Source organism: Mesorhizobium sp. C432A, from assembly GCF_030323145.1.
In the GTDB taxonomy this organism is placed as follows: Bacteria; Pseudomonadota; Alphaproteobacteria; order Rhizobiales; family Rhizobiaceae; genus Mesorhizobium.
In genome coordinates this window covers 609,959-628,773 of record NZ_CP100470.1, presented here as the reverse complement: position 1 = coordinate 628,773, position 18,815 = coordinate 609,959, and the positions used below count along the sequence as shown (strand labels likewise).

Below are 18,815 nucleotides of genomic sequence, written 5' to 3'. Positions count from 1 at the left end.
CGCTCACTGGCCGTGGTCGACGAGATGGTTAAACCTGCCAAGCGAGCCGCCGAGCACGATATGGTCGCCGCTGACCAGCCAGGCATGCGCCTTCAACTCGGTGCCGGTATCGCGCTCGATGCCGATGCGGATTTTTGAGGCGTTGCCCTGGCGGGCAAGCAAATATTGGCCGGAAAGCGCTTGGGTCAGACAGCTTGCGCCAGGCACCAGGCGGGCAGCCGCAGCCACGCCCCAGGCGACACGCCTGAGATCGCCGATGTCGGCTGGTTCGCGCGCGTCGAGCCGGGTCACCATGCGGCGCACTTTGTTGTAGGAAAGCAGCGTCAGCCCCAGCCGCACCGCCACGACCACCGCAAGGCAGTGGGCGAGAAAGAGCATCTCCGGCCCGCTCAGTGAGAAAGCTCTAGACAAGTTCCTCATCATGGAGCCTCGCAAGCCCGGCGTCCGCCAAGCCCTTCAACAATCCATCGACATCGGCCTTGCAGCGTTCCGGATCGACATTGTAGCGATCCAGCACGGCGCTGCGGATTTCGGAAATCGGCCGCGGCTCCTGGATCAGCTCCCAGATAAAGGCGCCGACGCTGTTCAGGCTGTAATAGATGTTGGACCTCATATCGAGCAGCGCCAGGCCGTTGCCGAATTCGCAGGCCACGGCATCCTTGCTCGCGCTCATCCGATCATGGTCCGTGGGGTTCCAGTCCATCCTAAACCTCGCTCACAACCAACGCTTCGGCAATTCCGGACAAAGACGCGAGAGCCGGGGTTTGACCCCCGACTCTCCTTAGTGCGCTCTGTTTGCAGAGTCCGGACTTTGTCACCCCAACGAGAGAATACTCAGGAGAAGGTGAGTTCGCCGACCGGCGTATGTGCCGGAAACGAGGCGTCGAGTGCCGTAGTACCGCTACCGCCTTGCGTGATGGTCTCGATCGAGCCGTGGACCGTCAGGCTAGGGGTTTCGTACTCATGCTTTTCAACATTCTGTTCCAATTTACTCTCCACTTGTGGACTGGAAGCGGCCTGTCGATTGCCGGCAGCGAGCTATTGCTGCACCGCAATAGCTGCATGGCAGCATTTATGAGTCAAGCCTGATTTACCAGCCGTTAATCAATTCTCGGTTGCGACTCCCTTCAATGGTGATCAAAGCGCTTTGCATTTTCACATCCCAGGAGAATTCAGCAGAGTGTCCGAGGCCATCAACTAAGTATCTGATTTAATTACGTTAAGTTTTCCTTCGAATGCTCCTCACTTGGGCGCTGGCGCATTCCCACAAAATTGTTGCTGACGTACCCGCCACAAGCCCCGATCAGGCGGCGCCTTGCATCTCGTTGTAGGACTGTGTTGCGAAACGTTCAGGTTGCAGGAAAATTGGCGCCAAAGGAAAAACTGGACGCGGCGCATGAATTTGGCGATGCTTTGCTTCGCAGTTGCAATATAACGCGCCTGGCGAATTTTTTGCGGAGATGCTGCAGCATATGGCATTGCAGGAAGGGACCTTCGAAAGGTTGCGCGCCGCTGGCTGCGCCGACGAAGTGGCCTATGTGCAGGCTTGCCTGCGGCTGTTCTTCGCCTCCAGGGCGAGCCCCAGCGCCGCGCCTGCACCGGCCATCTCCGTTGCCGATGTTTGCGATATCGCCAGGCTGAACAAGGTCGCCACCTTCATGCTGAAGGCGCTGTCGCGCCCACCGGCGGGCGAGACGCCGCCGGGATTGCTCGAGTGGCTCGACACTTATCGCCGGCGCACGATTGCGATGAACTCGTCCGGCATCATGGATTCGATGGCCATCGACAAGGCGCTGCGCGGCAGCAGCATCGATTTCGTCTTCCTGAAGGGCCCCCTCCAGCAGCAACTGCTCTATGGCGACCATTTCATGAAGCCGTCCGGAGATGTCGACATATTGGTGTCGCCGGCCGGCTTCTTTAGAGCTCGTGATGCGCTGCGCTCGATCGGCTACGAGGTCGCCGGCAAGTCCCGCTCCGTCTGGTGGGTGCGCTTTCTGGGCGAGCAGCACATGGTTCGCAGCCAAGGTCGGAAATTGTCCACCGTCGATCTCCATTACCGGCTCCAGCAGCCGGGATCGCCCAGCCCGCGCGATACGGAAGGGTTCCTGCGCCGCAAGCGCGCGCTTGCGATCGCCGGCTCCAGCGTGCCGTTCATCTCGGCCTCCGACACTTTGCTTCTGTCCTGCATCAGTGTCGCAAAGGCGCTGTTCAACCGCGAGCCGTGCGCGGGCTATGTCTGCGATGTCCGGGCCGCTGCCGGTCGGCTGAGCGAGGCCGAGCAGCAGACTGTGCTCGACTACGCGGCCGAGCAGGGGCTGGCTGACACCCTGCTGCTGGGCCTGCGCGCCGCCGATGTGGTGCTTGGTGGCGCCGGCACGCTGCTGTCGGATCGGGCCACCAGGATCCTCTCACGCATCGGCAATGAAGACCTGTTCCACATGGTCATCGCGCCGTGGCTGTCGTCGCTCAGATGGCCGCAACGGCGCACCGTTTTGTGGGAATTGTGCGGCCGCGAACCTGTCCGCTATCTGACCGAGGCCGGCTGGGCCGCGTCAGCCGACCTCAGCCGGCGGATTTTCGAGCGGGAAAGCCGGTGACGATGAGGGTCGTCATGCAGCAGGCAGATAACGTTCCGTCCCGATCCGCTGGGGATGGATCGGGGGATGGATCGGGGTCCGGCGCCGCGCGCCGGGAGGGCGAGGGGCCTCGCGACACTTTATGCAATCGAAAGGCCACCCTATGTCCATGACAGAATCCCGGGTCTGCGTGATCATCGCGGCGCGCAACGCGGCCCGGACCATTCCCGCAGCCATCGCCTCGGCGCTGCGCGAGCCGGAGGTGGCGGAAGTCGTCGTCGTCGACGACGCCTCCACCGATGACACCGCAAAGGTGGCCAGCGCTGCCGACGATGGCAGCGGCCGGCTTTCGGTCATCCGGCTCGACGCCAATCGCGGCCCGTCCTTCGCCCGCAATACCGCCATTGCCGGGTCGAAATCACCTTTCATCAGCATTCTCGACGCCGACGATTTCTTCCTTCAGGGACGGTTTCGCCAGCTGTTTGCCAGCGCCGACTGGGATTTCGCCGCCGACAACATCATGCTGATCCGTGACGATACGGCGACCGATGTCTCGAAGATCGTCGCCCCGTCCTTTTCGGCGGACCCGGAATTCCTCGACTTCGAGCGATTCATCGAGGGCAACATCTCCAGACGGCGTGTCCAGCGCGGCGAACTCGGCTTTCTCAAGCCGGTGATATCAAGAGCTTTCCTCGACAGGCATGGGCTGCGTTACGACGAGAACCTGCGTCTCGGCGAAGATTACGAACTCTACGCTCGCGCCTTTGCCCTTGGCGCACGCTTCAAGGTCATCCGTTCCTGCGGCTATGGCGCGATCGTGCGCGCCGATTCGTTGAGCGGGCGCCACAAGACACAGGATCTGAAGCGCCTCGCCGATGCGGATCTGGCACTGCTCGAGATCGACAGCCTGCCGGAAGGCTCCAAGGCCCTGCTGCGCAAGCACGAGCGGCATGTGCGTGACAAATACCGGCTGCGCAATTTCCTCGATGTGAAGGCCGAGCGCGGCATGGCGTCTGCCGCCGCCTATGCGCTGGCCAGCCAGTCGAACTTCATTCCCATCGTTGTCGGCGTGGCCGCCGACAAGCTCGATGCGTTGTTTCGCCACGCCGGTCTGTCCCCGCGGCAGCAGCCGGTGCCGCCCTTGCGCTTCCTCATGGCCGCTACCAACACGGCGGCGCAAAAGTAGGCTCCGCCAAGTCCGGGACGGCGGCCGCAAGGCTGAAAAAATTGCCTTTCTGAAACTCGGAGGTTGCCTACACGCCCCGACGATGGCACTGTATGTTGCGGTGCAGCAATTTTGGAAGGCCAACCGGATGGCTTCAATTTTCGGCTTCAGGTCCAGGGACCCAGCGCGCGACAAGCAGACCGATCTGGCGCGTTTCGACCGTCTGGCAAAGCTGTTGGATCAGATCACGGCCGAGATTGCGGCCGAGAAGACCGGGTTGGAGGCCCGCTACCGGTCGAAGTCCACCAACGCGGCCTTCCTGGTCGAGTCGATGGAGAACGGCTCGGCGTCGGCACGCAAGCTGTCGGAAGTCGGCGAGCTGACGAAGTCCATCCTGAACTGCGAACAGCGCATCGCCGAGCTGGTGCGCCAGACGAGCCGGATGAAGGAACTGCGTCATTCACTCGACGCGATCGTCGGCGAGGATGGCCAGAGTTCTGATTCGCACGGGGAATATGTCAAACCCGCAGGTCGCTTCGGCTGAACACGGTCACACGAGACACAGAAGAGAAAGTTCGGGGACGGAGGATCGGGATCGGCCCGTTAGCAATGTGGGCCAATCGGTGACTTTGGGTTGGGGCGGAACAGCACAAAGGTGAATTGATATGAACGCAGATCCGAAGACGACGCCCATGGCGGCAATCGATGCCATGATTTCGACGCGGCCAAATCGGCCAATGCGTCTTGTAAACCCAACGCGTCTTCTATCCGTTGGTGCGCTTCTGTTGGCGGCAGCCGCAGCTCTGCTCGGCGCCGCCCACCCCTCCCGCGCCCAGGACGCCTCCCCGGAGATGCAAAGCGCACCGTCCTTCGTCGACGATTTCAAGAGTTTCGATCGTTCGCGCTGGTATGTCTCCGACGGTTGGTCGAACGGCAATCACCAGAACTGCACCTGGTCGAAAAGCCTGGTAAAATTTTCCGACAACATGCTGACGCTCGGCTTCGAAAAGCGCAAACTGAAGGACCGCGAGTTCGCCTGCGCCGAGATCCAGACCAAGCAGCGCTTCGGCTATGGGACCTATGAAGCACGGATGAAGACCGACACCGGATCCGGTCTCAACGCCGCTTTCTTCACCTATATCGGCCCTGCCGACAAACAGCCCTGGTATGAGATCGACTTCGAGGTGCTGACCAAGGATACATCCAAGGTGCAGGTCAACAGCTACATCGCCGGCAAGCCCAAGAACGAGAAGCTGGCCGAGGTCGAAGGCGGCGCCGACAAGGGCTTCAACGACTATGCCTTTATCTGGGAAAAGGACCGGCTGCGCTGGTACGTCAACGGCAAGCTGGTCCAGGAAGTGACCAATCCCGAGCAATTGCCGACCCACTCGCAGAAGATATTCTTCAGCCTCTGGGGCAGCGACACGCTGAAAAACTGGATGGGCGCCTTTTCGGACCCCGGCCGCCAGGTGACGATGCAGGTGCAGCGCGTCGCCTTCACCGCGCTCGGCCAGCCGTGCCAGTTTCCGGAATCGCTGGCATGCAGTGTAAGCAGCATAAAGTAGATCTGAACCGGCCCGGCTATATAAGGCCAAAGGGCGTGAACAGGAATTAACCCGAATGAATTTGACGGTCTTTGGAATTGGCTATGTCGGTCTCGTGCAGGCCGCGGTGCTGGCGGAGGTCGGGCACCAGGTGGTGTGCGTCGATGTCGATGAAAAGAAGGTCGAGCGGCTCAACCAGGGCCTGGTGCCGATTTTCGAACCGGGACTGGAGGCCCTGGTCAAGGAGAACCACGCCGCCGGCCGCATCAAGTTCACCACCGATGCCGCCGCCGGCGTCAAGCATGGCGAGATCCAAATGATTGCGGTCGGCACGCCACCCGGCGAAGATGGTTCGGCCGACCTCAAATATGTGCTGGCGGTGGCCGAGACCATCGGCCGCGAAATGGACGGTCCCAAGATCGTCGTCGGCAAGTCGACCGTGCCGGTCGGCACCTGCGAAAAGGTGAAGGCCAAAATCGCCGCGACGCTGAAGGCGCGCGGGCGCCAGGACCTGGCTTTCGACGTCGCTTCCAATCCTGAGTTCCTCAAGGAGGGTTCCGCCGTCGCCGACTGCATGAAGCCTGACCGCATCATTGTCGGCACCAACAGCGAGGGCACCGAGGCGGTGATGCGGGAGCTCTACGCGCCGTTCAACCGCAACCACGAGAAGATGATCGTGATGGACGTGCGCAGCGCCGAATTCACGAAGTACGCCGCCAACTGCATGCTGGCGACCAAGATCTCCTTCATGAACGAAATGGCCAATCTGGCCGAGCAGCTCGGCGCCGACATCGAGGAGGTACGCAAGGGCATCGGCTCGGATCCGCGCATCGGCTACCACTTCATCTATCCCGGCCTCGGCTATGGCGGTTCGTGCTTTCCCAAGGATGTCCGCGCGCTGATCAAGACCGCCGAAGGTGTCAAGTTCGACGCCAAGCTGCTGCGCGCCGTGGAGGAGCGCAACAATGCCCAGAAGTCGGTGCTGTTCGACAAGGTGCACCGTTATTTCAAGGGCAGTCTCAAGGGCAAGACCTTCGCGCTCTGGGGCCTCGCCTTCAAGCCCAACACCGACGACATGCGCGAGGCGCCGGCGCGCGTCCTGATGGAGGCGCTGTGGCAGGCCGGCGCCAATGTGCAGGCCTACGACCCCGAGGCGATGCAGGAATGCCAGGCCATCTACGGCCTGCGCGACGACCTTTTGTTGTGCGGCACCAAGGAGGCGGCACTGCGCGGCGCCGACGCGTTGCTGATCGCCACCGAATGGAAGAGTTTCCGCGCCCCGTCCTTCGACGCGGTGAAGGATGCCCTGACCACGCCGGTCATCTTCGATGGCCGTAACCTCTATGATCCCAAGGTCATCGCCCGTCACGGCATCGAGTATTTCTCGATCGGCAGGATGGCGGCGTGAAGGCAGGGCGGCACAACGCGGAGCCAGGTTCATGAAAGTTCTGTTTGCAGGCGGCACCGGCTACACGCCGCAATTCAGCGGGGGCGTCCAGTCGAGCACCCACCACCTGGTCGAGCAATTGCGCGAAAACGGTCACGAGGCATCCGTTCTGGCAGCCCTGTTCGGCGACGGCATGTTCGGCTTCAGGGCGCGCGCCAAGATGAAGCTCCTTCGTCAGCGCGCGGTCATCGACAATTTCCCGGGCTATCCGGTTGTACGGGCGTGGTTCCCCTGGGAAGCGGCCGACTTCGCCGTCAAAAAGTTGAGGCCGGATGTCGCGGTCGTGCAGTGCCACAATTCGGTGCCGATCGGCAGAGAGCTGCAGAGGCTTGGCGTGCCGCTGACCGTCTATCTGAGGAATGTCGAATTCGACGAATTGGCCGGCGATCTGCGTGAGCTCCATTCGGCGGTCTATATCGCCAACTCCGAGTTCACCGCGCGCGCCTATAAGGCAAAATTCGATATCGATTCGACGGTTATTCCGCCGACCATCAATCCCGCGTTCTACAGCACACCGACGACCGGTGAATTTGTCACGCTCATCAATCCATATGAGGAAAAAGGCTTCGATCTTGCGGTGCGCATTGCCGCCGCCTGTCCCGAGATCCCGTTCCTGTTCGTCGAAAGCTGGAAGCTCGACGACGATCATCGAGCCCGGATCGAAGCAACAATCTCTCCCCTCCAGAACGTCAAGCTGGAAAGCCGCACCAGCGACATGAAGACGGTCTACGGCCGCACGAAAATCCTGCTTGCGCCCAGCAAATGGGAAGAAGCCTGGGGCCGGGTGGCCTCGGAAGCGCATTGTAGTGGCATTCCCGTGGTCGGCTCGCGGCGCGGCGGTCTGCCGGAAGCGATCGGCGCCGGCGGCGTGGTACTGGACTACGACGCCCCGCTCGCCGACTGGGTCGCAACGATCAGGCGGCTGTGGAGCGATGAGGCCGAGTACAAGCGGCTGTCAGCGACAGCACGTCAGTTTTCGGAGCGGCGGCAAATGAACCCCGACAGCCAGTTCGCAACGTTCATGGGCGTTCTCGACCGCGCAAGACGTGTCGGTTTGGAGCGCGCAGCCTAAACGCGTCGTGTTGCATTTCAGCTGAGACGCTGCACGACCGTGGTCGCGCAAAGTTCCCGTTAGCCAGGTCCAGGCGTCGTGCGCCCGTCCGGATCACTTTTAATTGCTGCAGTGCAATATTTTGTGGCACTGCAGCAATCAACGTGTATTCTGCCTGTCTACATTAGGGCTTGTGCGATATGGACCGCTTGGTCCGAGCAAGCCCCAACCTTATGGGCGGGTCATGCGCGTGGGCTTTGTCGTCGGCGAATTCCCTCTGCTTTCGGAAACCTTCGTCGTGGACCAGATGGCTGGGCTGCTGGCGCGGGGCTTTCAGGTCGAAGTGGTCTGCGAAAAGATGCAAGGTGACCACCGAATTGACCGGCAAAGCGAGCCGATGGCGACGCTGCTCGCCAGAACCCGACATTGGTGGCGATGGGCCGCTGTAATCAGCAAATTTGTACAGCGTCTGCCGCCGCGTCTGCGATACAAGGCCTCGACCGTTCTCGACATCGCCTTTGCACGCCGCCTGAACCGCTGCGACGTGATTGTCGCCCACTTCGGACAGAACGGCGAGAGAGCAGCCGCACTGAAGAAATGGAAGGTGCTCAAACCACCGATCATAACCATCTTTCACGGCGCGGACGTGGCGATCCCGGCGCGGCAGGCAGTGCTCGCGACACAATATGCCGGGCTGACCAAGCATGGGACCCTGAACCTGCCCGTCAACGATTACTTCCGCACGATGCTGCTGGAAGCCGGCCTGTCCCAGGCGAGCACGACGGTCCACCATATGGGAATTGACACCCGCGAAATCGGCTATCGCTGGGAATCGTGGGAAGGCACCCAACTGGTCGTGACGACGGTTTGCCGCCTGGTCGAAAAGAAAGGCGTCGAGTTCGCCTTGCGAGCCCTGGCCTCCCTCAAGGCCTCCCAGCCGCAGCTAGACTGGCGTTACGACATTGTTGGCGACGGTCCTCTGCGGATGAATCTGGAGAAGCTGGCCGTAGAGCTGGGCTTGGCTGGTCGCGTAACATTCCTCGGCAGCCTCCCTCACGCAGAGGTGAAAAGACGGCTTCGCATGGCGCATCTCTTTTTGCTGCCAAGTATCACTGCCAGCGACGGGGATATGGAAGGCATTCCGGTCGCGCTCATGGAGGCCATGGCCGCCGGATTGATTGCGGTCAGCACGTATCATTCGGGAATCCCGGAGCTCATCAAGGATGGGGAGACGGGGTTGCTTGCGCCCGAGCGAGATATTTCAGCGCTTGCCGGCAAGCTTGCCTGGGCCGCGGAGCACCCGACCGAATGCGAGCGTATCGCGCTTGCCGCACGCCGCAAAGTCGAGGAGGACTTCAACGCAGATGTTCTGAATGAACGTTTTGCGCAGATCGTTACCCAACTGGCCACATCGAGCCCTGCGCATGCACCCACCGGTCATGTCGGCGTTTCCGAGGGCTTGGCGGATCCTTCATCTGCCGGCTGACACTGCTCCTCTGCGTTTGATCGGCAGGCACGCCAAGCTGAGGGAAATCTTGCTACACTGCACCAAAAATGTTGCAGTGCAGCAAGACCTGTACTAACGTTCCTGCGGGTGGGCCAACAGCGGTAGAGTTCCATGCTGCATGTCTTGTGCTTCCGCCACCCTGTCTTCGGCCCGGCTTTTGTCAAAGGGACACCGGCTCCCCGGACGAGCGCATCCTGCCGATGAAGATCTGCTTTGTAGTCGACAAGTTTCCCTCATTGTCCGAAACCTTTGTTCTCGACCAGATAGCCGGATGCCTTGAGCGCGGCATGGAAGTCGGCGTCGTCTGCAACGAGACGTCCTTCGGCAGGGACAGCAACATCGATGATCCGCGCTGGCGGGCGTTGCCAGGAAAGGTCGTATGCTGGTGGGGTGGCCTGGGTCGCTATCGCCCGCTGCTCAGGAAGTGGTCCGGCAGGTTCTGGGACAAGCTCTCGACCGCCATCGACATTGCTCATGCGCGAAAACTGCAGGGCGCCGACGTCATCGTTGCCCATTTCGGCAACAACGGCATGCGCGTGGCCCGCGCGATCAAGCGCGGGAGGATTTCCGCTCCCCTGGTGACGATATTTCACGGCCGTGATGTCGGCGAACCGCTGCATGACAATACGCTCGCGCGCTACAAGATTGTGTTCGAAAAGGGCGTTCTTCAACTGCCGGTGAATGCGTTTTTCCGCGATGCCTTGATTGAGGTCGGTGCATCGCCGGAGCAGGTTGTGGTTCACCATATGGGGGTGCGGCCGAGCGACATCGACTATCGGTGGCGTTCATGGGAGCAGGCTACGCTCTCTTTCATCTCGGTCTGCCGCCTGACTGAAAAGAAGGGCATCGAATATGCGCTTCGCGCGCTTGCTGGCCTGCCGCGGCGAGACTGGATCTACTCGGTGATCGGCGGCGGAGAACTTCTCGAGCAGCTGAACGGGATCGCCGCAGAGCTTGGCATTGCCGACAGGGTGAATTTTCTTGGGCCCCGGCCGCACAGCGAAGTCAAACAGCGTCTGCGCGATGCGCATGTGTTCCTGCTGCCCAGCGTCGGCGCCCGCGATGGCGATCTGGAAGGCATTCCGGTTTCCCTGATGGAAGCGATGGCCGCCGGCCTGACGGTGGTCAGCACGTATCATTCCGGGATCCCTGAACTAATCGATGATCACAAGACGGGTTTTCTCGTGGCTGAGCGGGACGTTGCGGCGCTGACCGGAAAGCTTGCCTGGATCGCCGAGAATCCGAAGCCGTGTGAAGAGATTGCTCTCGCAGCGCGCAAGAAGATCGAGGCCGAGTTCAACTCCGATCTGCTGAACCAACATTTCGTGGAAATCGCCATGCGGCTTGGGGAAACGAGGTCGCTTGCATGAACGCCAATCCGCCCCCCCAGTTCGGTCGTGTCGCCCTGCGCGGCGGGCTGGTAACCATCGGCGCCCAGGGCTTCAAGATGGCGATCCAGTTTCTCTCCGTCATCGTGCTGGCCCGTCTGCTCGTCCCCGAGGATTTCGGTCTGGTGGCTTCCGTCGGGCCGATCGTGGCCTTCGTCGGGCTGCTTCAGAATCTGGGCCTGCAGCAGGCTGTGGTTCAGCGCAAGGACATCAGCAACCAGCAGCTCAACCAGGTGTTCTGGATCAGCGCGCTCGTCGGGCTGGGTAGTGCCGTGGTAGTGGCCGGCCTGGCGCCTGCCATCGCCGCGTTCTATGGCGATCAACGTATGTCCGGCATCACCCTTGGCTCCGCCCTGCCGCTGCTTCTCGGCAGTCTCGCCGCAGTGCCGCTGGCGTTGATGAACCGGCACCTGCAGTTCGGCCAGCTCGCACTGAACGACGTGATAAGCGCCGCCGCCGGACTTCTGGCCGCCGCGATCGCGGCCTATGCGGGGTTGGGCTACTGGTCGCTGGTCATCGGCCCGGCGGTTTCGGCAGCTATCGCCCTGGCTGCCGCCTGGCTGGTGGCGCGTTGGACGCCTTTGCGGCCGGACCTGAAGGTCGATGCCGATATATTGTCGTTCGGCGCCAACCTGACCGGCTTCAACCTCGCCAACTTCTTCTCGCGCAATCTCGACAACATTCTCATCGGAAAATATTCCGGTGCGATCGAACTCGGCTATTACGACCGCGCCTACAAGCTCCTGTTGTTCCCGCTGCAGAACATCAACCAGCCGCTGACACGGGTCATGGTGCCGCTGCTCAGCCGCATCCACGATGACAAGGCCCGCTTTCGCAATATCTATGTGCGCACCAACTGGATGCTGGCGGCCGTTACCATGCCGGGCATCGCGGCGCTGACGCTGACCTCCAATCAGATCGTCGGACTTCTCTTCGGCGCGGGCTGGGCACCGGTCGCACCGATCTTTGCCTGGCTGGGCATCGCCAGCCTGGTCCAGTCCGTTTCAAGCACGACGGGATGGATATTCATCTGTCAGGGCAAGACGAAGACCATGTTCCATTGGGGCATCTATTCGTCGCTGACGACCGTCGCTGCCTTCGTCGTCGGCCTGCACTGGGGCGCCGTCGGCGTTGCCGCGGCCTATGCCATCAGCGGTTACGTGCTGCGCGTTCCCGTGCTGGCGCTACTGGTCCATCGCGTCGGTCCGGTGACCGCCGCCGACTTCCTGCTCATGCAGGGGCTTTTCATCGCCTCGTCCCTGCTTGCCTGGTTCCTGTACCTGTGGTTGCCGGCGTCTCTAACGGGCCAGTCAGACCTGCTCGCGGTCTTTTTGGCGCTTGCCCTCAACTACGGCATCGGTCTCGTTTTCATGCTTGCCGTCCCGCAGTCGCGACGCGCCTTGTTCACCACCCTGTCCAACGCCGCGCGCAATATCCGCTGAGCGGCCGGCGATCAGCGGCGCCAGCAGGTTTGTGGCCGACATTGCCGAAGCATGTTCTTCGAGCACGGCCTGAAGGCTTGTCTTGCGATAGCGGTCGAGATTTCCCGCAAACCGGCCGAGCTTTTCGCGTGCCTCTTCGGGCGTCACGGTGTCGATGTCGAGCAGCACATCGTCGACACCGATTCGCTTGGCCACTTCCTTGGTTTTGAACTCGTAGGCGATCGGCAGCACCGGCGTGCCGACGCAAAGCGACATGATCATCATATGCATGCGCGTCGCGACGACGAAGTCGAAGCCCTTCACCAGCGCCATCAACTGGTCCGGCGTGTGGAACGAAGCGTCCACCGTTACGTGGCTGGCGATCTCAGGATCGAGCTCGGCAACGATGGCCTGTGCGGTCTTGGAATCGTCATGGGCATATTCCGGCACGCCCTGACACGTGGAGACGAAGGTCACCTCCTTGCCAAGGTCCCTGACAAGAATTGTGGCGATCTCGCGGACCGAATCCAGATAGCGGCGCATGCCGCCCTCACCGTCGCTGACGTAGTTCCAGTGGCGGACCGAAATAGCGACGCGGCCCGTCGACGCCGGCGGCTGGCTGGAAGCGAGACGCTTGCGGATCCTGTCGGTATCGGCCAACGCGAATACGGCATCGGCCACCACGTGGCACTTGCCGAGATCCTTCACCAAGTCCCGGATATGGGTCCGCGACCGTTCGTCGCGCAACAGGATGAGCGGACTGCGGTCAAAGATCGGGCCAAGCTCCTGGCGGTTGTAACTTTTGTCGAACGGACCGAGGGATTGCGTGAAGAAGACCGGATCTTTGCCAAATACGGCATCGAGCCTGAACTGATTGAGGCGTCGTTCGAGATTGTAGTTCTCGACGAGATAGGTTCCCCCTGTGGTGACCACCATGTCCGCGTCGGCGTAGATATCGAGACCGCGCCGGTCGCGATGGCTGAAAAAATTGCCTAGCGCGCTGCTGCCAAACCAGCGCAGGGCCTGGAGAACGAGCCGATTGTAGATCGGCTTGAACCGGTCCCTCAGCCCGCTGCCATTCTTGTATCGGAACAGGGATTCCGACAGCAGCTTATGGAATTCGAGGTCGGGATAATCCGTCTTCGGATAGAGTCGTTCCGCAACCTCGGGCTGGCTGTCGAAGACGGCAAACCGCACGTCGCCTTGCACGATCGTCTTGAGAATGTGGCGGATCGCCAGCAGAATCGCCGCATCCCCGGTATTCAGGCAGACTGTGTTTTCAACGACGATCTTCATGGGATACCTCATTTCGTCAGCAGATTCCGCGGCGTGGCCTGCGGTGCCTAGGACGGGCATGGTGACCGAAAATACCCACGCCAGGACGATCCCGATGCGGCTCGCGTCACAATCCATCGCTGCATCGGGCTGGGTGACCAGCCAGAGCGGCGCTCAAGCCCGACGGAGGGTAACGCATCAATTTTGCAGTGCAACAAAAAACGTGCACTTATGCTACGGCGCACCAAAAATGTTGCGATGCAGCAAAAGCTGGGTTAGCATTCCCGTGGGTGGGCCAACAGCGGTCGAGTTTTCATGCTGCATGTCTTGTACCTTGTGCACGATGTTTCCGACCCGGCGGTGCGCCGGCGGATCATAATGCTCAAGGCAGGCGGCGCGCGGGTCACGTTGGCCGGCTTCCGTCGGACCACAAATGCTGTTCCCGACGTCGAGGGGCTGCAGCCGGTCGACCTCGGCGCGACGCGTGACGGCCGATTCGGCCAGCGTCTGGCGGCGGTCGCCAAGGCGGCGCTGTCGATAGGCTCAAAGCTTGCGGCGATGCCGAAGCCCGACCTCATCATCGCGCGCAATCTGGAAATGCTGGCGCTGGCCAGGCGCGCCAAGGCCGCCTTTCGCGGCGGCGTGCCGATCGTCTACGAATGCCTCGACATCCATCGCCTGGTGCTGCGCAATGACATGCTGGGCAAAGCACTGCGCACAGCGGAGCGTTATCTCGCCCGCGACGTGAAGCTTCTGGTGACGAGCTCACCGGCCTTCATCGCCAATTATTTCAAGCCGTTCGGGCAGGTCGCCGCACCGGTGGAACTGGTCGAAAACAAATACTTCGAAACCGCGCCGATCGCCTTGGATGACAGGTCAAAGGCCGAAAACCCTGCAGCACCCCCGTGGCGCATCGGCTGGTTCGGCGCGCTGCGCTGCCGCCGCTCGCTGGAGCTGCTGGCCGACTTCACGCGCCGTCAGGGCGGGCGCTTCGAGGTCGTCCTCCGGGGCCGTCCGGCACTCTCGGAATTCCCGGATTTCCACGCTTTTGTCGAGGCCGAACCCTATCTCTCCTTTCGTGGCCCCTACCGCAACCCGGAAGACATGGCCGCGATCTACGGCGAAGTGCATTTTTCCTGGGCGATCGATTTCTTCGAGGAAGGGCAGAATTCGGAATGGTTGCTGCCCAACCGCCTCTATGAGGGCTGCCGCTTCGGCGCCGTACCGATCTCGATGGGCAATACCGAGACGGGGCGCTTTCTCAACCAGCAGGACATTGGCATCCTGCTTTCCGATGCCACGCCCGAAATCCTGGAAACCGCGCTCGGCCGCATGGACCAGGAGCACTTCGGCAAGGCCAAGGCGCGCGTGCTGGCCCGCAACCCACGAACCTGGAGCTACGACGGCAGCGACTGCCGCGCCTTTGTCGACAGGTTGCGCGGTCTGGCGGCGGTCCCCGGTCCCTTCGTGACCGAAGCGCTGGCTTAGCGATGGCTGATGATGGGAAAAATACAGAGTATGGGAAGGCGCCGATGACGCAAACCGAAGCGCTGCCGCCAAGCCTGATCGTCATTCCGTGCCTGAATGAGGCAGCCCATATCGGCGCGTTGCTCGAGCAGCTCAGGCCGGCAGCGCTAAGGCTCGGCGCCCGCATCGTCGTTGCCGATGGCGGCAGCACCGATGGTACTTTGGCCATTGTCGAAGCGGTTGCGGCCAGGGACCCTCAGGTCGTCCTCCTGCACAACCCAAAACGTATCCAGAGCGCGGCGATCAATCTCGCCGTCGCCAGCCTCGGTGACGGCGCCGAATACCTGATCCGCATCGATGCCCACGGCGGCTATCCCGCCGATTATTGCGACCGGCTGGTCGAGGAGGCGCTCGCCACTTCAGCCGATTCGGTCGTCGTCTCGATGCTGACCAGCGGCAGCGGCGCGGTGCAGAAAGCGGTCGCGGCGGCGCAGAATTCCAAGCTCGGCACCGGCGGCTCCAAGCACCGGCACCTCTCGGCCGGCGAATGGGTCGACCACGGCCATCACGCGCTGATCCGGATTTCGGCCTTCACCGCGGTGGGCGGCTATGACGAGACCTTCAGCCACAATGAGGATGCCGAACTCGACTACCGGCTGCGCCAGGCTGGCTACCGCATCTGGATGAGCGGCAAGACCCAGATGGTCTACTATCCGCGCTCTTCGCTGAAAGGCCTGTATTTCCAATATATCGGCTATGGCCGCGGCCGCGCCAAGAATGTGCTCAAGCACCGCATGATCCCGAAAGTTCGGCAGATGATCCCGCTGCTGGTGGCGCCGGTCGTCCTTCTCGCCGCATTTTCCTTTATCCACTGGCTGGCGGCGGTGCCGCTGCTGGTCTGGACTTCGGTCTGTCTGGGCTACGGCGCTGTGACCGCCATCAGCCAGCGCAATCCCAACAATGTGCTGGCGGGCATTTCGGCGATGGTCATGCATTTCGGCTGGTCGCTCGGGTTTTGGCTGCAACTGCTCGGCTCGCGATCGCAGCGCGGGGTGGCATGATGGTCGCCGACAGCCGCCGAATCGACATCTGCGTCTGCACGTTCCGGCGGCCGGAACTGGCCGACACGCTGCGGTCGCTCGCTGCCATGGATATGCCTGCCGGTTTCGGCATCGGCGTCATCGTCGCCGACAATGACGACGAGCCGACCGCCGAGCCGCTGGTGACCGCGCTGGCGAGCGAATTGAAGCTCGTGGCCCGCTACCGGCACGCTCCGGCGCGCAACATCTCGGTTGCCCGCAACGCCTGTCTTGATGCCAGCACGGCCGATTTTGTCGCCTTCATCGACGACGATGAAACCGCTTCCCGGCAATGGCTGGCCGAACTGATTGCTATCGCGGAGACAAGGGGCGCCGAGGCCGTGCTCGGTCCGGTGCGGGCGCTCTACCGCCCGGATGCGCCGGACTGGATGCGCAAGGGCGATTTCCATTCGACCTTGCCGGTCTGGGTGCAGGGCGAAATCCGCACCGGCTACACCTGCAACGTCCTTTTGAGGATGAGCGCCGACAGCTTGCGCGACCGTCGTTTCAGCCTGGCGCGCGGCCAGAGCGGCGGCGAGGACACCGAATTCTTCAACCGCATGGTCAAGGCAGGCGGTCGCATCGCCTTTGCGCCGGAGGCGTGGGTCGAGGAAGTCGTGCCGCGTTCGCGAGCCGCTTTCGACTGGCTGCGCCGCCGCCGCTTCCGCTTCGGCCAGACGCACGGCCACCTCATCGGCCATGACGCAGGCGTGATAGAGCGTGCGAAGGCTGTCGGCCTTGCCTCGGCCAAGGCCGTCTATTGCTTCGGCATGGCGGCGTTGACCGCGATTAGCCCGGTCCGCCGCAACCGCAGCGTGCTGCGCGGCATCATGCATGTCGGCGTCGTCAGCGGCCTGGTCGGTATCAGCGAAATTCGCCAATACGGACTGTCTTCCCCGCAGCAAGGAGGCAAGCGTGCAGCCTGACGTCTCCTTTGTCATCGCAGCCTACAATGCCGCGGCCACGCTCGACCGGGCGATCGCAAGCGCCATGGCCCAGCGCGATGTCAGCGTCGAAATCATCGTCGCCGATGACCAGTCGCGCGACAACACGCTCGACGTCGCAAGAGCCTATCCAAAAGATGTCGTCAAAGTGGTTGCGCTGCCGGCAAATCGTGGCCCTGGCGGCGCCAGGAATGCCGGGCTCGAACTGGCTTCCGGCCGCTGGGTCGCGGTGCTCGATTCCGACGATGCCGTCCTGCCCGGGCGGCTTTCTGCCATGATCGCGCGGGCCGAAAGCGCGGGCGCTGTGATCGCCGTCGACAACCTCCAGGTGGTGCGCGAGGACGGCATTGCCGAAGCGACGATGTTTCCCGCCGAATATCTGGAGGGCCTGCGTGAAATCACGCTCGCCGACTACATCGCCGGCAACATCGTTTTCGAATCCACGTTCAACCTTGGCTATCTCAAGCCGATCTTCCAGCGCCGTTTCCTGATCGAAAACGGGCTTCGCTATGATGAAAGTCTGAGCATAGGCGAGGATTACATCCTGCTCGCCAACGCGCTGGCCAAGGGCGGAAAATGCGTCGTCGAGCCGACGACCGGCTATATCTACCACATCCGCACGGGCTCGATCTCGCGCGTGCTCGAGCTTCACCATATCGAGGCGATGCGCAAGGCCGACGCGGTCTTCGCCGAGACCAATTCCATGGACGCTGCTGCTGCGGCCGCCTTCGCCAAACGCGCCCGCAGCCTGCGCAAGGCGGCATCGTTCCTGTCGCTGGTCCAGCACATCAAGGCGCGTTCGCCGTTGAAAGCGATACGCACCGCGCTAAGTGATCCGGCGGCTGTCAGGCACATGTCGATGCCGATCGCCGTCCGCCTCAAAAGGGTGGCGGCGCAGTTTGCTGTCGGCGCGGAGTAAGGAGGGCGAGTACATGAAGACGTTTGTTCGTGGCCTGCAACAGGCTGAAATCGATCTGCTCAGAAGGAATTTGCGATGAAGAAAATCAGGAAGGCAGTCATCCCTGTGGCGGGGCTTGGAACACGGTTCCTGCCGGCAACCAAGTCGATTCCGAAGGAGATGCTGCCCGTGGTCGACCGGCCGGTCGTCCAATATGCGGTGGACGAGGCCTTCGAAGCCGGCATCGAGCACATCGTGTTCGTCACCGGCCGCAACAAGGCTGTCATCGAGGACTACTTCGACCTGCACCCCGAACTGATTGGAACGCTCGAACAAACCGGCAAGAAGACCCAGCTGGAGGCGCTCGAAAGCATGCTGCCCGTGGCCGGCGCCACCAGCTTCATCCGCCAGCAGTCGCCACATGGTCTCGGCCATGCGGTGTGGTGCGCACGCGAAGTCATCGGCGACGAGCCCTTCGCCCTGCTGCTCCCCGATATGGTGTCGTTCGGTCGCCGAGGTTGCCTGGCTGAAACAGTCGATCTCTATCAGCAGACCGGCGGCAATGTGATCGCCGTCGAGCGCTGTGATCCCAGCGAGACCAGCAAATACGGCATCGTCGGGCGCGGCGCCGAGACAGGCAGCGGCTTCGAGGTGACGGCCATGGTCGAAAAGCCGGCGCCGGCCAATGCGCCGTCGAACTATTACATCAACGGCCGCTACATCCTGCAGCCCGAGATCTTCTCGCTGCTGGGCAACCAGCAGCGCGGCGCCGGCAACGAAATCCAGCTTACCGATGCCATGGTGCGGCTGGCGAAAAGCCAGTCTTTCTTTGCCCAGCCTTTCAATGGCCGCATGTTCGACTGCGGCTCCAAGGAAGGCTTCATAGAGGCGACCATCGCCTTCGCGCTGGCGCGCGACGACATGAAGGGACCTGTGCTGGAAATGCTGCAGGCGTTCGTGCGGTCGCATGAGCGTCAGGAAGTGGCCGCATAATGCCCATCTTTCGAGGGCATATGCGTTTGGACGATGGCGCGGCTCATGCCTGCACGCCTG

General features: G+C 62.0%; 17 protein-coding genes and 1 pseudogene. 14 read left to right on the top strand and 4 right to left on the bottom strand.

Annotated features, from left to right (window positions below; translation table 11 throughout):
- Positions 1 to 3 precede the first annotated feature (3 nt).
- The 3 genes from NLY33_RS02860 to NLY33_RS02850 all read right to left on the bottom strand — a co-directional run bounded on the left by NLY33_RS02860 (position 4) and on the right by NLY33_RS02850 (position 987).
- Complete coding sequence (locus NLY33_RS02860; RefSeq protein ID WP_245261015.1) at positions 4 to 378, bottom strand: lasso peptide biosynthesis B2 protein; 375 nt, start codon at positions 376 to 378, stop codon at positions 4 to 6.
- 25 nt (positions 379 to 403) lie between these two features.
- Positions 404 to 673, bottom strand: coding sequence for a PqqD family protein (locus NLY33_RS02855; protein ID WP_245261017.1), 270 nt, complete (start codon positions 671 to 673; stop codon positions 404 to 406).
- 161 nt (positions 674 to 834) lie between these two features.
- Positions 835 to 987 carry a lasso RiPP family leader peptide-containing protein gene (locus tag NLY33_RS02850; RefSeq protein WP_023684233.1) on the bottom strand — a complete coding sequence of 51 codons (153 nt, stop codon included), beginning with the start codon at positions 985 to 987 and terminating at the stop codon, positions 835 to 837.
- Positions 988 to 1,472: 485 nt separating this feature from the next.
- On the opposite strand from NLY33_RS02850, the gene NLY33_RS02845 reads away from it, so the two are divergent.
- The 9 genes from NLY33_RS02845 to NLY33_RS02805 all read left to right on the top strand — a co-directional run bounded on the left by NLY33_RS02845 (position 1,473) and on the right by NLY33_RS02805 (position 12,120).
- The gene (locus tag NLY33_RS02845) at positions 1,473 to 2,597 is read left to right on the top strand and encodes a nucleotidyltransferase family protein (RefSeq protein WP_023703575.1); all 1,125 of its coding nucleotides are present in this window, start codon (positions 1,473 to 1,475) and stop codon (positions 2,595 to 2,597) included.
- 142 nt (positions 2,598 to 2,739) lie between these two features.
- Positions 2,740 to 3,762: a glycosyltransferase family 2 protein gene (locus NLY33_RS02840; RefSeq protein ID WP_023703574.1), complete on the top strand. Its 1,023-nt coding sequence runs from the start codon at positions 2,740 to 2,742 to the stop codon at positions 3,760 to 3,762.
- Between the two features lie 127 nt (positions 3,763 to 3,889).
- Positions 3,890 to 4,285, top strand: a complete 396-nt coding sequence (locus tag NLY33_RS02835; RefSeq protein WP_023668807.1) for a cytochrome P450 family protein — start codon at positions 3,890 to 3,892, stop codon at positions 4,283 to 4,285.
- A gap of 121 nt (positions 4,286 to 4,406) precedes the next feature.
- On the top strand, positions 4,407 to 5,306 hold the full coding sequence (gene exoK, locus NLY33_RS02830) for an endo-1,3-1,4-beta-glycanase ExoK (RefSeq protein WP_023668806.1): 900 nt from the start codon (positions 4,407 to 4,409) through the stop codon (positions 5,304 to 5,306).
- A 55-nt stretch (positions 5,307 to 5,361) separates the two neighbouring features.
- The gene (locus NLY33_RS02825; RefSeq protein ID WP_023668805.1) at positions 5,362 to 6,693 is read left to right on the top strand and encodes a UDP-glucose dehydrogenase family protein; all 1,332 of its coding nucleotides are present in this window, start codon (positions 5,362 to 5,364) and stop codon (positions 6,691 to 6,693) included.
- A 31-nt stretch (positions 6,694 to 6,724) separates the two neighbouring features.
- Positions 6,725 to 7,804 carry a glycosyltransferase gene (locus NLY33_RS02820; RefSeq protein WP_023668804.1) on the top strand — a complete coding sequence of 360 codons (1,080 nt, stop codon included), beginning with the start codon at positions 6,725 to 6,727 and terminating at the stop codon, positions 7,802 to 7,804.
- A 223-nt stretch (positions 7,805 to 8,027) separates the two neighbouring features.
- Entirely contained in the window at positions 8,028 to 9,269 is a 1,242-nt protein-coding gene (locus tag NLY33_RS02815; RefSeq protein ID WP_023689989.1) for a glycosyltransferase, read from the top strand.
- Positions 9,270 to 9,490: 221 nt separating this feature from the next.
- Positions 9,491 to 10,660, top strand: a complete 1,170-nt coding sequence (locus NLY33_RS02810; protein ID WP_023703573.1) for a glycosyltransferase — start codon at positions 9,491 to 9,493, stop codon at positions 10,658 to 10,660.
- Complete coding sequence (locus tag NLY33_RS02805; protein WP_023703572.1) at positions 10,657 to 12,120, top strand: lipopolysaccharide biosynthesis protein; 1,464 nt, start codon at positions 10,657 to 10,659, stop codon at positions 12,118 to 12,120. Before NLY33_RS02810 ends, NLY33_RS02805 begins: the two co-directional genes overlap by 4 nt.
- A 225-nt stretch (positions 12,121 to 12,345) precedes the next feature.
- On the opposite strand, the pseudogene NLY33_RS02800 reads toward NLY33_RS02805, so the two are convergent.
- A pseudogene (locus NLY33_RS02800) lies at positions 12,346 to 13,395 on the bottom strand (polysaccharide pyruvyl transferase family protein); the annotation flags it as partial.
- Between the two features lie 294 nt (positions 13,396 to 13,689).
- Here NLY33_RS02800 and NLY33_RS02795 point away from each other — a divergent pair.
- The 5 genes from NLY33_RS02795 to galU all read left to right on the top strand — a co-directional run bounded on the left by NLY33_RS02795 (position 13,690) and on the right by galU (position 18,755).
- Positions 13,690 to 14,862 carry a glycosyltransferase gene (locus NLY33_RS02795; RefSeq protein ID WP_286439494.1) on the top strand — a complete coding sequence of 391 codons (1,173 nt, stop codon included), beginning with the start codon at positions 13,690 to 13,692 and terminating at the stop codon, positions 14,860 to 14,862.
- 44 nt (positions 14,863 to 14,906) lie between these two features.
- Positions 14,907 to 15,902, top strand: a complete 996-nt coding sequence (locus tag NLY33_RS02790) for a glycosyltransferase family 2 protein (protein ID WP_023703569.1) — start codon at positions 14,907 to 14,909, stop codon at positions 15,900 to 15,902.
- Positions 15,899 to 16,846, top strand: a complete 948-nt coding sequence (locus tag NLY33_RS02785) for a glycosyltransferase family 2 protein (RefSeq protein WP_023703568.1) — start codon at positions 15,899 to 15,901, stop codon at positions 16,844 to 16,846. Before NLY33_RS02790 ends, NLY33_RS02785 begins: the two co-directional genes overlap by 4 nt.
- Complete coding sequence (locus tag NLY33_RS02780; RefSeq protein WP_031196277.1) at positions 16,836 to 17,783, top strand: glycosyltransferase family 2 protein; 948 nt, start codon at positions 16,836 to 16,838, stop codon at positions 17,781 to 17,783. The genes NLY33_RS02785 and NLY33_RS02780 overlap by 11 nt, the downstream gene beginning before the upstream one ends.
- Positions 17,784 to 17,858: 75 nt before the next feature.
- Positions 17,859 to 18,755 (top strand): UTP--glucose-1-phosphate uridylyltransferase GalU, encoded by an 897-nt coding sequence (gene galU / locus NLY33_RS02775; RefSeq protein ID WP_023668795.1) that lies wholly within the window; start codon positions 17,859 to 17,861, stop codon positions 18,753 to 18,755.
- The last annotated feature ends 60 nt before the right edge of the window (positions 18,756 to 18,815 follow it).